The sequence below is a fragment of the Microcystis sp. LE19-195.1E genome (genome assembly GCF_027532095.1).
Classification (GTDB): domain Bacteria; phylum Cyanobacteriota; class Cyanobacteriia; order Cyanobacteriales; family Microcystaceae; genus Microcystis; species Microcystis aeruginosa.
In genome coordinates this window covers 1-13546 of sequence record NZ_JAPZSZ010000188.1, presented here as the reverse complement: position 1 = coordinate 13546, position 13546 = coordinate 1, and the positions used below count along the sequence as shown (strand labels likewise).

The 13546-nt window shown below is 43.2% G+C and carries 10 protein-coding genes and 1 pseudogene; 4 read left to right on the top strand and 7 right to left on the bottom strand.

Translation table 11 applies throughout. The features are described 5' to 3' along the window. Positions 1-266: 266 nt before the first annotated feature. Positions 267-431, bottom strand: coding sequence for a hypothetical protein (locus O9300_RS10755; protein ID WP_287971636.1), 165 nt, complete (start codon positions 429-431; stop codon positions 267-269). A 144-nt stretch (positions 432-575) separates the two neighbouring features. Between O9300_RS10755 and O9300_RS10750 the strand changes: the two genes are divergently transcribed. Further along, positions 576-1916, top strand: a complete 1341-nt coding sequence (locus O9300_RS10750) for an AAA-like domain-containing protein (protein WP_287971634.1) — start codon at positions 576-578, stop codon at positions 1914-1916. A gap of 450 nt (positions 1917-2366) precedes the next feature. On the opposite strand, the gene O9300_RS10745 is transcribed toward O9300_RS10750, so the two are convergent. Continuing rightward, on the bottom strand, positions 2367-3461 hold the full coding sequence (locus O9300_RS10745; protein ID WP_287971632.1) for a WD40 repeat domain-containing protein: 1095 nt from the start codon (positions 3459-3461) through the stop codon (positions 2367-2369). Between the two features lie 464 nt (positions 3462-3925). Between O9300_RS10745 and O9300_RS10740 the strand changes: the two genes are divergently transcribed. Beyond that, entirely contained in the window at positions 3926-5056 is a 1131-nt protein-coding gene (locus tag O9300_RS10740) for a glycosyltransferase family 4 protein (protein ID WP_287971630.1), read from the top strand. A gap of 16 nt (positions 5057-5072) precedes the next feature. Next, a complete protein-coding gene (locus O9300_RS10735) occupies positions 5073-6143 on the top strand; it encodes a glycosyltransferase family 4 protein (RefSeq protein ID WP_287971628.1) in 1071 nt (356 codons plus the stop codon). Positions 6144-6262: 119 nt separating this feature from the next. Here O9300_RS10735 and O9300_RS10730 read toward each other — a convergent pair whose 3' ends face one another. After that, complete coding sequence (locus O9300_RS10730) at positions 6263-7216, bottom strand: DNA-methyltransferase (protein WP_190723364.1); 954 nt, start codon at positions 7214-7216, stop codon at positions 6263-6265. 307 nt (positions 7217-7523) lie between these two features. Next, complete coding sequence (locus tag O9300_RS10725) at positions 7524-8306, bottom strand: MBL fold metallo-hydrolase (protein WP_287971627.1); 783 nt, start codon at positions 8304-8306, stop codon at positions 7524-7526. Positions 8307-8594: 288 nt separating this feature from the next. Between O9300_RS10725 and gnd the strand changes: the two genes are divergently transcribed. Beyond that, positions 8595-10022: a decarboxylating NADP(+)-dependent phosphogluconate dehydrogenase gene (gnd, locus tag O9300_RS10720; RefSeq protein ID WP_287971625.1), complete on the top strand. Its 1428-nt coding sequence runs from the start codon at positions 8595-8597 to the stop codon at positions 10020-10022. A gap of 62 nt (positions 10023-10084) precedes the next feature. Here gnd and rnhB read toward each other — a convergent pair whose 3' ends face one another. The 3 genes and pseudogenes from rnhB to O9300_RS10705 all read right to left on the bottom strand — a co-directional run. Next, on the bottom strand, positions 10085-10711 hold the full coding sequence (rnhB, locus tag O9300_RS10715) for a ribonuclease HII (RefSeq protein WP_287971623.1): 627 nt from the start codon (positions 10709-10711) through the stop codon (positions 10085-10087). Continuing rightward, positions 10708-12867 carry a ribonuclease E gene (rne, locus tag O9300_RS10710; protein WP_287971621.1) on the bottom strand — a complete coding sequence of 720 codons (2160 nt, stop codon included), beginning with the start codon at positions 12865-12867 and terminating at the stop codon, positions 10708-10710. Before rne ends, rnhB begins: the two co-directional genes overlap by 4 nt. 528 nt (positions 12868-13395) lie before the next feature. Further along, positions 13396-13546 (bottom strand): annotated as a pseudogene (locus O9300_RS10705) (RNA-guided endonuclease TnpB family protein); the annotation flags it as partial.

Sequence of the window (13546 nt, the reverse complement as noted above, 5' to 3'; positions counted from 1 at the left end):
CCAAGCTTTTCTGGTCGGAACCCCCTAAGCCGAGTTTTCAAGGTGCTGCGCCGTCCACTTGGTTTTCGAGACTGGCCTTTTAATTCTAACGTAAAGCCAACCTAGAACGGCGGGGTTTCAGACCCAAAATTTCCGATGATTGGTCTTGAATCTAGAAATTATCTTGGTAAAAGCTATCTGCAGCCGATGGGATAAAAAAAATCCCGACCACGATTTTTTCATCGGTGGGGGATATGCAGTAATAACCTGAACCGAGATAATCAGGACTAATTACAATCATCGTCCTTATCACCCTTACAGTCACGGTTTGGTAAAATTAGCGGCCAAGAGGAACGGTCAAAATGGTTATCTTGACTATTAACCGCTAATGTGCGAGGAAGAGAACCTAACAGCAAGGAGACCACAACAAACAAGGTTAACGAGATTTTCATGGCTTTACTCCCTTAAACACCATCAGGTAATTGACCTATTTTTACCATAGGGCCTTCCTTCTCGGATGTCAGTCCCATTGCCAAGAGGGAAAAAGGGGTTAACATGGAAAAAAAGGGAATATAAGTAGAATAAAGTAGAACCGGATGAAACCACAGGGATGGGACGAGTTTCTTAAACATCTAGCTAGAGAATACGGTGTTCAAGGCAAATTAAAGGAGATTTTTTTAGTTCGTTTTGCCTACGAAAATTGGCGCAAACCGGATGAGGAAATTTGGGAAATGGCCGAGGCTGCCAGCCATGAAACCTATAAAAAACAGATGACTAAAATCTATAGCTATTTCTCGGTAGATAAAGATAATGGCTGTCCCGAACTCGAATTAGGTAGTAAAGGGCCGGGTAAGTTCCAAATCCTCCGGGAATGGTTCAAAGATCTCAAATATCCTGAATGGAGAAATCAACCCGCCCCGATACTAGCAGAAAAATCAGTTATAGATACTTATATTAGCCGCCCTCCCGTCGAAAGCGACTGTTATCAAGAAATTAATCGCCCAGGGTCACTCATTCGCATTAAATCCCCCGAAAAGACCGGTAAAACTTCTCTGCTTAAACATCTGCTCGCTCAGGCAGATAGTTGGGGACATAGCACAGTTTATATTAATTGTCAAGTGGCAGAAAAGGCGATGTTTGCCAGTTTAGACCGATTTTGTCGCTGGTTTTCGGCAAATGTCAGCCGAGAATTGGGTTTAAAGCCGCAATTAGATGAATATTGGGATGAGGAACTATTTGGCAGTTTAATCAGTTGTCAAACCTATTTTCAGTCCTATCTTTTGGAACAGATTAACGGGCCGCTCTTTTTGGCCCTAGATAATTTAGACAGAATTTTCCAGTATCCCGACATCGCTAGGGATTTTCTGCCGCTGTTGCGCTGTTGGCACGAAGAAGCTAATAATTTAGAAATCTGGCAGAATTTGCGGTTAGCGATTGCTAATTCCACGGAAATCTATATTCAATTGGACGCTAATCAATCTCCCTTTAATGTCGGCCGCGCGATTAAATTACCCGGTTTTAGCCTCGAACAACTGGAAAACTTGGCTAGTAGCTACGGATTGCCCAAAAATGAGGATAATCAGCGTTTTCTTAGCGATTTAATTGCCCTAGTTGCTGGTCATCCCTATCTTAGCCGTTTGGCCCTGGAAGCGCGGGTGCGTGGGGAAAAAAATATTCTCCCTAATGCTGCTACCCAAGGGGGAATTTATGCGGCACACCTGCGTCATCACTGGGATAGTCTGCAAAAACAGCCGGAATTATTGACAGCGATGGGGGAAGTGGTTAATTCTCCCGATAAGGGAGCGCGATTAGAACCGATTACTGCCTATAAACTGGAAAGTATGGGCTTAATTCAGTTAAAAGGCGATCTAGCCCAGCCTAGCTGTCAATTATATCAGCTTTACTTCCGAGAGGAACAAACTGGCAGCGATCTCTAGTGGATAATTATACTAAATCCGTTGAGTACAGGCTAGTTACGAGGAGAGGCACTCATGCAAAGGGGAATAAATAATCAGTTTTTAATAACCGGATTGACTATCACATTTGCAGAAATATCGACAATCAGCAATTATCAGTGACTCTTAAATTATTACAAATATATCAGCAGCCGCGTGTAAGCATCCCACCGAAAAGCTCATGCGCTCCGGGGTTTGGGTAGGGTTGATTCATGAATCAACCCTACCATGAATCAACCCTACTATGAATCAACCCTACTATGAATCAACCCTACTATGAATCAACCCTAGGAGTTTGGGGGGTTCTACCCCCCAAAAGCTTGGATTGAGTAATAAAATCGGAAGTAACGATCAATTTTGGCAGATAGTTTCCCTTTAAAAATCCCAACTTAGTAGATTTACAAAAATGAGATGCACCCGCTCAAAGATTGTTCAACTTGCCAAAGATTGTAGTTCGGAAGTGCCATAAACTCTCACGATTTTGTCTTGGCAGGCCGTGGCGATATAATTACCATCGGGACTAAAACAAACCGAATAGATTTTCTGGGGATGGGGAATAGAAATAATCGCTTTTCCTGCTTTTAAATCCCATAATTTTAAGCTTTTATCATCACTACCACTGGCTAATAGTTGATTATTAGGACTAACACTAACTGAATTGATATGATCACTATGTTCGCTGAGAGTTTTTACCTCTGTACCTGCTTTAATATCCCAGATTTTAATAGTTTTGTCTTTGCTGCCACTGGCTAAAAATTTGTTATTACTGCCGAAATCTACCGATAAAATACCTCCAAACCAATCGGAATGACCTTTTAAGGTAATAGTGCTTTTTTCTGCCAGATTCCAAATAATTACCGTTTTGTCATTTTCGCCGCCACCACTGGCTAAAAGTTGACCATTTTGACTAAATTTAACTGTTAGGACTTTATCGCTATGACCTTGTAATGTGGACAGAGTTTCTCCGGTTTTTACTGACCATATTTTCACCGTTTTATCTTCACTACCACTAGCAATAATTTCCTTATCGGGATGAACAGCTACTGCTGTAACTTTATCTTGGTGTCCCGTTAAGGTAGAGATTAATTTTTTAGTTTCCAGTGACCAAATTCTTACGGTTTGATCATCTCCTCCACTAATCAAAAATCCTTGACAGGGACTAAAAGCAACAGAATTGATTCTTTTATGTCTATGTCTTGAAAATATATCATCAATCTCCGAAACCTTTACTTGAGGAGGTTTTGAGAATATATCATTAATTTTAGGTATAGCGATTCCACCCTTATTTCCAAATATATTGCCAATCCCCTCCTCTAGATCTCCAAACATTTTATTGATATCATCTTCAAAAACTTGATCAATTTTTTTAGTTAAAGAAAACTTCTGATTTTTTCTCCATTCCCAGATTAGAATATTACTATCATCTCCAGCACTAGCCAAAAATTTACCATCTTGGGAAAAAGTTAGACATTTAACCTCACCTTCATGGCCTTCTAGGGATTTAAAAGATACTAAGCGATTAAACATAGTGAAAACATTAGTTAGTTAATCAAGATTTTTCGGCATTACCCGATCTTGGTTGTTCTGTAGGGGACTAAGCCATCCCTGAGATAACTTTTCAGAAATCTCCGCTCACCACAAGTACGGGTAAGCTATTCTTCCGTAATTATAACTAATTACAGCGTTTCTCGTCAAGGAGATTCAGCTAATCTAAGGATAGGCGATTAAAATACGTCTTAGCTTATAAGTACCCCTTGACAATCATAGTAGTAGGGTGGGTGAGGGGACAATAATCGAAAAAATTGCCCGATAAATATAAGTATTCACCGTAACCTAGCCCAAAAAGGCTGCTATTTAGGGGCGCTATAGGGTAAGATTAACTATTAGGGTGGAGTTTATTGCCGATTTTAATCTTGTCCTAACCAAGCAAAATTGACAATTGAATCTGTAATTTTAAAAATATCTATCCCATCAATCTCATCTAACCGCAAATGCTTAAAATTTTAGTTGATGGTACACCGATAAGACAAAATCCTAGTGGAATTGGATTATATGCTTATCACCTGATTGCCGAATTAGCTAAATTACAAAACCAAGAAAACTTTTCCCTGTCCCTCTGTTTTCAACCATCGGTAAAAAACTGGCTGCGGGGTAATCTTTCTATTCCCGAAAAACTGCAATCCTATCCAGAGGTTAAATGTTTACCAATTCCCGTCAGTCTTAGCAATATCTTAACCCGATTTCCTAATCCTCTAATTCCCTATCTAGAAAACTTTCTTGATTCTCCCGATATTCTCCACGGATTGGATCATGTGGTGTATCCTTGTCGTCAGAGTCGTAAAGTTATGACTATTCATGATGTTACTTTTATTAAATATCCTGAGTTTGTCACGGGGATTGTCAAAACCTACAGCCAACGCATTAAACAATCTCTAAAATGGACAGATTTAGTCATTGCTAACTCCGCAAGTACCAAACGAGATATTATCGAATATTTAGATGTGAACCCAGAGAAAATTTTTGTTACTCCCCTTGCAAGTCGTTATTCTTCCCTCCCCAATCCTCCCTCATCTCTAACTATCACTAAACCCTATTTACTCTTTGTTAGTACCCTAGAACCACGAAAAAATATTATTAATCTTATCGATGCTTTTAACTATCTCAAGGACAGGCATAAATTAGACCATAATCTGATTCTGATTGGCAAAAAAGGATGGAAGTATCAACCAATTTGCGATAAAATATCTCAGTCTCCCTTTCGAGATAGTATCCAACATCTTGATTATCTTACCGATGACTTAGTTGCGGATTATTATCAAAAAGCCGATGTTTTTATCTATCCTTCCTTTTATGAAGGTTTTGGATTACCGGTTTTAGAAGCGATGACTTTAGGTTGTCCCGTGGTAACTGCTAATACTGCATCCTTACCCGAAGTCACGGGAGACTCGGCAATATTAATTAATCCCGATAATTACTTGGAAATTGCTGCGGCAATCTATCAAGTTATTAGTGATACCTCTCTCCGTCAAGAATTAATCACTAAAGGAAAAAAACAAGCGGCAAAATTCTCTTGGCAAAAAACCGCACAAGCTACTATAAAAGCTTATCGTTCTCTTTTATAATAACTGGCAAATATCTATGAATAGGAATCATCAATTATTAATCAATCTCGCTTTTCTCGGTACTAAATATACTGGATTGACTACCTATACTAAAAATCTCATTCCCCAATTAGCTAACTTAAATCCTACCCTAATCACTTCTAATAGTTACCCAGATTTTAACACCTATCCTGTCTCGGCAAACCTCACCCAAGAGCAGGGAACCAAAGGCAATATTAAGCGCTTAATTTGGACAGAAACCCAACTCTATCAGACCTATCAACAATTGAAGTCTTCCCTGCTATTTACCCCCATTCCCGAAGCACCTATTTATCGAAATTGCCGCTATATTGTCACAGTTCATGATTTAATTCCCCTGCGATTCCCGAAATTTTCTCCCCTAACTTTTTATAATAAATACTATTTACCCCAAGTCCTGAAAAAAGCCACACATATTATCGCTGTTTCTCAAGCAACGGCCGCCGATATTAATAAGTTTTTTAACATACCTCTTGACAAAATAACCGTGATTCTTTCTGGATATGATTCTCATAATTTTCGTCCTCTAAATCTGGCGACTCGTCCCTATTTTCTCTATCTTGGTCGTTATGATCCTCACAAAAATATCGCTCGTTTAATCACTGCTTTTTCCCAAATCGATTCCGAATATCAATTATTAATTGTCGGTCAATTTGACCCCCGTTTTACCCCTGCTCTACAGCAACAGGTAGAAGCATTATCAATCTCTCAACGAGTGCAATTTTTAAACTATGTTTCCTATACAGAATTGCCGCAACTTTTAAACCAAGCAACTGCTTTAGTTTATCCTTCCCTTTGGGAAGGTTTCGGATTACCTGTACTAGAAGCGATCGCCTGTGGAACTCCTGTAATTACTTCTAATCTTTCCTCTCTCCCAGAAGTCACAGGAGAGGCCGCAATTTTAATTAATCCCTATAGTATCGATGAGATGAGAGAGGCAATGCAGCAAATCGCTACCGATGAACAATTACGCCTAAAATTAAAGTCCCTCAGTCGTCAACGCGCCGAGCTTTTTAGTTGGGAAAAAACCGGACAAGAAACCGCCACAATTCTGCAAAGTTTTCTCTAAAAATGGTGACAAAAAAACTTATCAATCATTGTAGGATGGGTTAGACGGCAGTAAGCATTAAAACCCAAGGATATGAGAGCAAAAACCTGTACTCTCCTGGGGAGATTCAGTGTTACTTCCTATATATTATTGTGCCATTCTTCGGGAATTTGAGCGACTTTTTCCTTACCATTAGGCTGATGAATAGGTTTTCCTAAAGGACGAATTTTGAGATTTCCTTGCCAATAAGCGGCGATTCTTTCCTTGGCAATTTTCACATATTCTGCTTCTTTTTCACTCCCCATCACTCGACGATTGTGCATAATACTAGCAATCAGAGAAGTTCCGACCCCGGCAAAAGGATCGAAAACCCAATCCCCCTCATTTGTCAAGGCTAAAACACATCTTTCTACTAATTCGATCGGATATTGACAAGGATGGATAGTTTTCTCTGGATGATTAGATTTAACGTTAGGGATATCCCACAGTAACTCATCCCATTCTTGTGCCAAAAACTCCCAAACATCGCTGGGATTTTTCCCTAAAGGATTACCAGAGGGTTTACCGATATTTTTACCTTTAAAATGGCGCTTACCAGGGTATTTAGCGGGGATTCTCACCGGATCAAGATTAAAGGTATATTTATCGGTTTTTGTCAACCACAAAATAGTTTCATATCTGCCAGAAAATCTTTTAGAGGTATGTAATCCATGACCAAAATGCCAGACAATTCTATTTCTTAAAAAGAAACCCATTTGTTTAAATAGCTGATAATAAAAAATATCTAAAGGATAAACTTCTCCCTCTTGAACGAAATTTCCCACCTGCCAGCAAATACTGCCATTATCTTGCAAGATTCTAGAGAATTCTCGCAGAATTTTGGTTTGGGTTTCCAGATAAGTATCCAAAGAGATTTTTTTTTCGTAGTCTTTTCCTAAATTGTAGGGAGGAGAAGTAATAATCAAGCTCACAGAATTATCTGGTATAGTCTTGATAAAATTATTGCTATCTCCTTGATAAAGAATTATTTCGGCATCAGGTTGATAAAAGTCTCGCACTGATTTTGATTGAGAAAATAAGGGCAACTGATTCATAGAAAATTTAGCAGAGAAGAGCCATTTTTAATTATATAGTTTTCTGTACTAAAAATCTCAAAGATTTCGGGCTGTGTAAAGTGGAAGTTTTACCATCTACCACCGCAGTTATTCAGCAAGCATCAAGTCTTCTTACTCATAGTAAAATGGGGATGCTCCCCATTTTACATCTAATATTCAAGAGAGCCAGTTTTTTCAAACAATTAATGTCATCTATAGCCAGCAAAGATATAAAAAAAATTCTACTTTTTTAGATAAAAATCGGGAAGAAAATTTTAACTTTTTTCTATTCTTCCCTCAATTGAGATTAGCTCAAACCCGGAACAAACTCGCCTAATTCCACTGTAAAAGGTTGCCAAGGACGAGGATCAATTACTTTTGTCGGTAAGGCATGGGATGTTAATAATTCTTGAAAAGATTCGGGACTACCCTCAGCACTTAACACCGCCATCAATAATCCTTTAAACTCGATATCACCACCGGCAGCCGTAGAAATAATATATTGAGGCTGCAAGCGTTGACAGACTGCTAAGGCGCTTTCTTGTCCTTTGATTACCGGTCCGAGGAAAGGTATTTTTAAGTCAATCAAAGGAGTGATAATCACAGCAATTTTACCCAGAGAATCGAGGCTAGGAGAATGATAACCGTGGGGTTCGTAGTAGATACTCTGATTTGTCGCTAATTCCTTGATAACATAACCATTTTCCACCAGAGTCGGCCCGACTGGAGAACCGGGGACAGCAGTAATTTCGATCGCATTGTCAAAGATATAACTAGAGCCGTGGTTTAAAGGGATGGGATGGGTATAATTGAGCGCTCGAACCACTTTTTCGGCATTAGGAGAAGCCACCACGGGAATTTGATGATCGAGTACCTGTAAAGTAGGAGGATGGGCGTGATCTTCTAAACCTTGGGAGAGAAGAATCAGATCGATATGTTCGGGAATGGCATGATTAGCGGTTTTTTTGCCCTCAAATAGCCAAGTTAAATTACCAAAAGTCAGGGAACCTACCAACCAAGGATCGAGAAGCAGGCGTTTTCCCCCGATTTCGATTAACCAAGAATTACTATCAAGCCAAGTTAACTGCATATAAGAAGAATGGGGATTTTCTTAATTTAATTTAACATTAGCATTAATTTTTCTGGGAAGTGGGGAAGTGGGGAAGTGGGGAAGTGGGGAAGTGGGGAAGTGGGGAATTCAACTAAAACCCGAAAACCCCAACACCCGAAAACCCCAACACCCTAAAACCCCATCTCCTGCCTCCTGCCGACCGCCTCCTGATGAGTCAAGGCTTAAGAAATAGGGAAAGTTTAGCTATCTTAGGGAAAGTAGGCGCTAAAAGGGGAGGAAGAACGCATCAGCCGAGACTGAATTTCTATGACTAAACGTACCTTCGGTGTTATCGGACTAGCTGTCATGGGAGAAAATCTCGCTCTCAATGTGGAGAGTCGGGGTTTTCCTATAGCTGTTTACAATCGCACCGCCAGCAAAACTAAAGAATTTATGGAAACTCGCGCCGTCGGCAAGGATGTCAAGGCGGCCTATAGTTTAGAAGAATTCGTCCAAATTTTAGAGCGTCCCCGCAAAATTCTGGTCATGGTAAAAGCTGGCCCGCCGGTGGATGCCGTGATTGAACAATTAAAACCCCTTCTCGAAGAAGGAGATATGATTATCGATGGCGGTAACTCCCTCTACGAGGACACAGAAAGACGCACCCGCGACCTAGAATCAACCACTAAACTCGGTTTTGTCGGTATGGGGGTCAGTGGTGGCGAAGAAGGTGCTCTGCACGGTCCTTCCCTGATGCCGGGGGGTACAGAGTTCGCCTATCGGGAATTAGAGCCGATTTTAACCAAAATTGCCGCCCAAGTCGATGATGGTCCCTGTGTCACCTACGTGGGTTCCGGGGGTGCGGGCCATTATGTGAAAATGGTTCACAATGGCATCGAGTACGGCGATATGCAGTTAATTGCGGAAGCCTACGATGTGCTGAAAAATGGTCTAGGACTAAGCAATCAGCAGTTACAGGAAACTTTCGCCGAGTGGAACCGCACCGATGAGCTTAATTCTTATTTAATTGAAATTACCGCCGATATCTTTAAGTGTGTTGACCCAGAAACCGGTCATCATCTGATAGATTTAATCTTGGATTCGGCGGGACAAAAGGGAACAGGACGCTGGACAGTATTAAGTTCCTTGGAGTTGGGGGTGCCAATTCCGACCATTTATGCTGCGGTTAATGCTCGCGTGATGTCCGCTTATAAGGATGAACGGGTGGCCGCCGCAAAAGAGTTACCCGGACCTGGGGAAACCTATCCGGGGGATGCGGCACTATTTGTGAATAAGGTGCGTGATGCTCTTTACTGCTCGAAAATGTGTTCCTATGCCCAGGGTATGGCCTTAATCGCTAAAGCTTCTCAGGAGTTTAACTATAATATCAGTCTGCCGGAATCAGCCCGGATATGGAAGGGCGGCTGTATTATTCGGGCCGGTTTCTTGGATAAAATTCGCAAAGCTTTTGCGGAAAATCCGGGCCTGCCGAATTTGTTGTTAGCACCGGAATTTAAGCAAAGTATCCTCGATCGCCAAGAAGCCTGGCGTGAGGTGTTAGTCTTGGCTAATAAGTTGGGAATTCCTGTCCCGGCTTTTAGTTCTTCTTTGGACTATTTTGATAGTTATCGTCGGGCCAATTTACCGCAAAATCTCACCCAAGCACAACGGGATTATTTTGGCGCTCATACCTATGAACGTACCGATAAACCCAGAGGTGAGTTTTTCCATACGGAATGGATGGCTGAATCGTAAGGCTATCTAATATCTTCTCCCCTTTTTATTTCTGGTAAAAAGGGGAATTTTTTGGCTATCGGTCAAGAAATTTCGATAACCCTTGGGCAAATTGTTCGGCAGTCATGCTCCCACCTCGGTTGGCAGGGACTAAAAGAGAGCCGGTGCTGAGAAGTAACTCCCTGGTTGCCAATCGCTTCTAGGTGTTGAGCAGTGCCATAACCCTTGTGACGAGAGAGTCCATAATCGGGATAGCGTCTGTGCCAACGAGTAATTAAGTCATCGCGCCAGACTTTGGCCACGATACTAGCCGCCGCAATTACCGGGGATTGTCGATCTCCCTGAATTACCGCCTTTTGGGGGATTGACAAATCTTTAATAATGTGCTTGCCATCGACCCAGCAGAGACTGGGGGAAAGGGGTAATTTCCCGATAGCTCTGCTCATCGCCAGTAGGGAGGCATGAAAAATATTCAAGCGATCGATCTCTTTCACCGTAGCATAACCGATGCGACAAACAAAATCCCGTTGTATTTGCTGGCTCAACTTTTGCCGTTTTTGGGGGCTAAGTTGCTTACTATCCTTCACCCCCAACTCCCACAGCCGCGCAAAACCAGAGGGGACAGTGACCACTACCGCCGCCACCACGGGGCCAAATAAAGCCCCGCGCCCCACCTCATCGACACCGGCAATTAAGGGTTCTGCGCTCATGACTCATCGACAGTGGCGGAGGAACGACGACGACGACGACGCAGCACCGCGGTTTCAGGCTCTATTTGTGGCTCCTCTGTCACCTCGGCACTCACCGGGGTCTCGAAAGGAATGACTTCGCCCAGAAAAACAGGAGTTTCGGTCGTAATCGGTTCGGGCGTAAAAGTCACTGGTGGACTAGCTTCTTGGTTGATTTCCTGACTAACTTCGCTAGTGGTGGAACGACGACGACGGCGCACCAAGGAACGATTTTCGGCTTCCTCGCTGGTTTCCGTCGCCTCTACCGGGTTGTCCTCGACTTCTAGGGTAGGAGTCAAGGATATTTCAGGAGTAACAGGCATTTCTGGGTTTTCCGCTTCTCTTTCCCCTGCCAGTTTCACGGAAACAATCACCGATTTCGGGTCTTTAAACTCCTTATCCACCAGAATCAGGGGAGAAATGCCCATTAAAGAATAAACTTCCTGTTCTACCGGGGTCATTTCCACGGAAACCCGCTCCCGTTCGCTGACGGGGATATTTTTGGCGGCGCTGGCATCTTCTCCCCGTTTCGAGAGACGGGCGGGGCGTTCTCGTTTTTCCTCAAAGCGTTGGGGTTCTGATTCCGGCTCGATTTCGTTGTTAACACCGTTAGTAGAGGCTTTTTCGCTCCGTTCCTCTTTTAGTAACAGTTCCGAGGGACGACGGCGACGGCGACGGCGAGAATTATTAACCTGTTCTTGATAGTTGGGATGGAAGGAGAGATCTATCTCTTGGGCGTTTTCTTCGGCCTCAAATTCGGAGAAAACTTCTAGATAGGGTTCGGCCGCCGCAACGCTAGGAGCGCTCTTATCGGGTAGAATTCTTGTATTAGTCGGAGCAACGATAAAGGTTTCTTTTTCCGCGCGGCTAACGGTGGGGGTTTCTAGGGCGATGGCGTTGCCTTCTCCGGGTAGATGGGCTAAATGACCTAGTCCGCCGCAATGGTCACAGGTTTTGCCGAATAATTCATAAATGTTTTTCCCCTGACGCTTACGAGTTAATTCCACTAACCCCAATTCCGATAATTGGGCAATCTGGGGCCGGGCCTTATCGCTTTTCAGGGCCTTATTAAACAATTCCAGCAGTTTCAACTGGTCGCGACGGGAATCCATATCGATGAAGTCCACCACCACCACGCCGCCGATATTTCTCAAGCGCAGTTGTCGGGCGATTTCTGTGGCGGCCTCGCTATTAGTCCAGAGTACGGTTTCTCGGGCCGTGGCCGAACGGGTAAAGGAACCGGAGTTAACATCAATTACCGTTAAAGCTTCCGTCGGTTCGATGATAATGTAGCCGCCGGAGGGTAAATCAACCCGGGGTTTGAGGGCCTCGCGAATGGCGGCGTTAACCCGGAAATAGTCGAGAATTGGCTGGGTTTCCCGATGGGAGTCGATATAAACCCCTTCGAGAGCTTTGCCGCCGCCCCAGTTCGTCAATTGCTGTTTAACTCGTTTTACCGCCACCGGGTTATCCACAACAATGCGATTGACATCGGCACTGTACATATCCCGCAAAACCCTTTGAATAAAGTCATCATCGCGGTTAAGCAAGGCCGGGGCGCGGCTGCTGACGGCCATCTGTTGGATGCTCTCCCACTGTTTTTGCAGAAATTCCAAATCCTCGATAATCGCTTCTTCCGCTTTGCCTTCGGCCTCGGTGCGTACCAGCAAACCCATCCCCGCCGGTTTGACCAAAATCGCTAAAGCTCGTAAACGGGAGCGCTCGTCTTCACTGCGGATGCGACGGGAAAGATTCACCCCGCGACCATTGGGCATCAATACCAGATAACGACCAGGGAGAGTGACATTTCCCGTTAGTCGCGGTCCTTTATTGCCGGTGGGTTCCTTCATTACCTGTACCAGCACTTTTTGCTGGGGGGCCAGTAATTCGGTGATAGCACCGGCGGTTTTTTTCAGTCTTAAGGGACCCAGGTCGGTGACATGGATAAAGCCATTGCGTTCCGCATCGCCAATATTGACGAAGGCTGCATCTATCCCGGGGATGACATTTTCTACTAATCCTAGATAGATGTCGCCCACCTGCTGATTACCTGTGGCTACAACTAATTCCTGAATTTGATCTTCCCAAAAAACAGCCGCTATATGGTGTTGTTCGGCTATGATTATTTGTTTTGGCATTCAATTTCCTCAATCTTTCGGTTTCAAAAGCGACGGACCATGGGCTATTTGTCTATGCTTTGAGGCTACTTCTGGAAATCTGGTCTTGTTAAGAAAGTTCTAAGAAGATGAGTCCGCATCGTTAAAGCCTCATCTTGATGTTCATCTGCCTCTCAGACGTGGGAACTGAGTCTTGGTTTCAGTTGTTAAGTCTGTTTGGCAAGTGCCGGCTTGACCCTCAATTAGGTAAGCACAGCCAGGAGACGAGATTTTCAATTAATCCCTGAGTCTTGCTCGATAACAGCATTTTTTATCCGTTTCCGCCAGTTCTGTCTATCAGAATCTAGGAAAAAAGGAGTTTTTGAGTTACTCCCCTCGGCAACAGGTTTCTGTGGAAGGGAAAATAGCGCACTTTTCGATTTTCCAAAAACCACGATTCTTTTAAGAAATGCTTTAATCGAGTCTTATAGACGACTATAACTCACTCGGTCACTCTCTGACAAGACGTTGACATCCTCACCGCCGTAAACGGACGGTGATTCCCAAACCTCACGATTTGGGTTTCTGCTTCTTTCCCGAAGGATTTTTCGCACCTGCCTTAACAGATTTACTCTGTTCTGGTCTTATGGTCGCTCTACAGACTGACACCGCAAGCCCTGCGGCCAAAATATTTTTACTGGCGTTAATATCTCGGTCATGG

Bases quoted from the DNA above. Each gene is read 5' to 3' on its own strand.
- O9300_RS10755 (WP_287971636.1), bottom strand. From the start codon at position 431: ATGAAAATCTCGTTAACCTTGTTTGTTGTGGTCTCCTTGCTGTTAGGT.
- O9300_RS10750 (WP_287971634.1), top strand. From the start codon at position 576: ATGAAACCACAGGGATGGGACGAGTTTCTTAAACATCTAGCTAGAGAA.
- O9300_RS10745 (WP_287971632.1), bottom strand. From the start codon at position 3,461: ATGTTTAATCGCTTAGTATCTTTTAAATCCCTAGAAGGCCATGAAGGT.
- O9300_RS10740 (WP_287971630.1), top strand. From the start codon at position 3,926: ATGCTTAAAATTTTAGTTGATGGTACACCGATAAGACAAAATCCTAGT.
- O9300_RS10735 (WP_287971628.1), top strand. From the start codon at position 5,073: ATGAATAGGAATCATCAATTATTAATCAATCTCGCTTTTCTCGGTACT.
- O9300_RS10730 (WP_190723364.1), bottom strand. From the start codon at position 7,216: ATGAATCAGTTGCCCTTATTTTCTCAATCAAAATCAGTGCGAGACTTT.
- O9300_RS10725 (WP_287971627.1), bottom strand. From the start codon at position 8,306: ATGCAGTTAACTTGGCTTGATAGTAATTCTTGGTTAATCGAAATCGGG.
- gnd (WP_287971625.1), top strand. From the start codon at position 8,595: ATGACTAAACGTACCTTCGGTGTTATCGGACTAGCTGTCATGGGAGAA.
- rnhB (WP_287971623.1), bottom strand. From the start codon at position 10,711: ATGAGCGCAGAACCCTTAATTGCCGGTGTCGATGAGGTGGGGCGCGGG.
- rne (WP_287971621.1), bottom strand. From the start codon at position 12,867: ATGCCAAAACAAATAATCATAGCCGAACAACACCATATAGCGGCTGTT.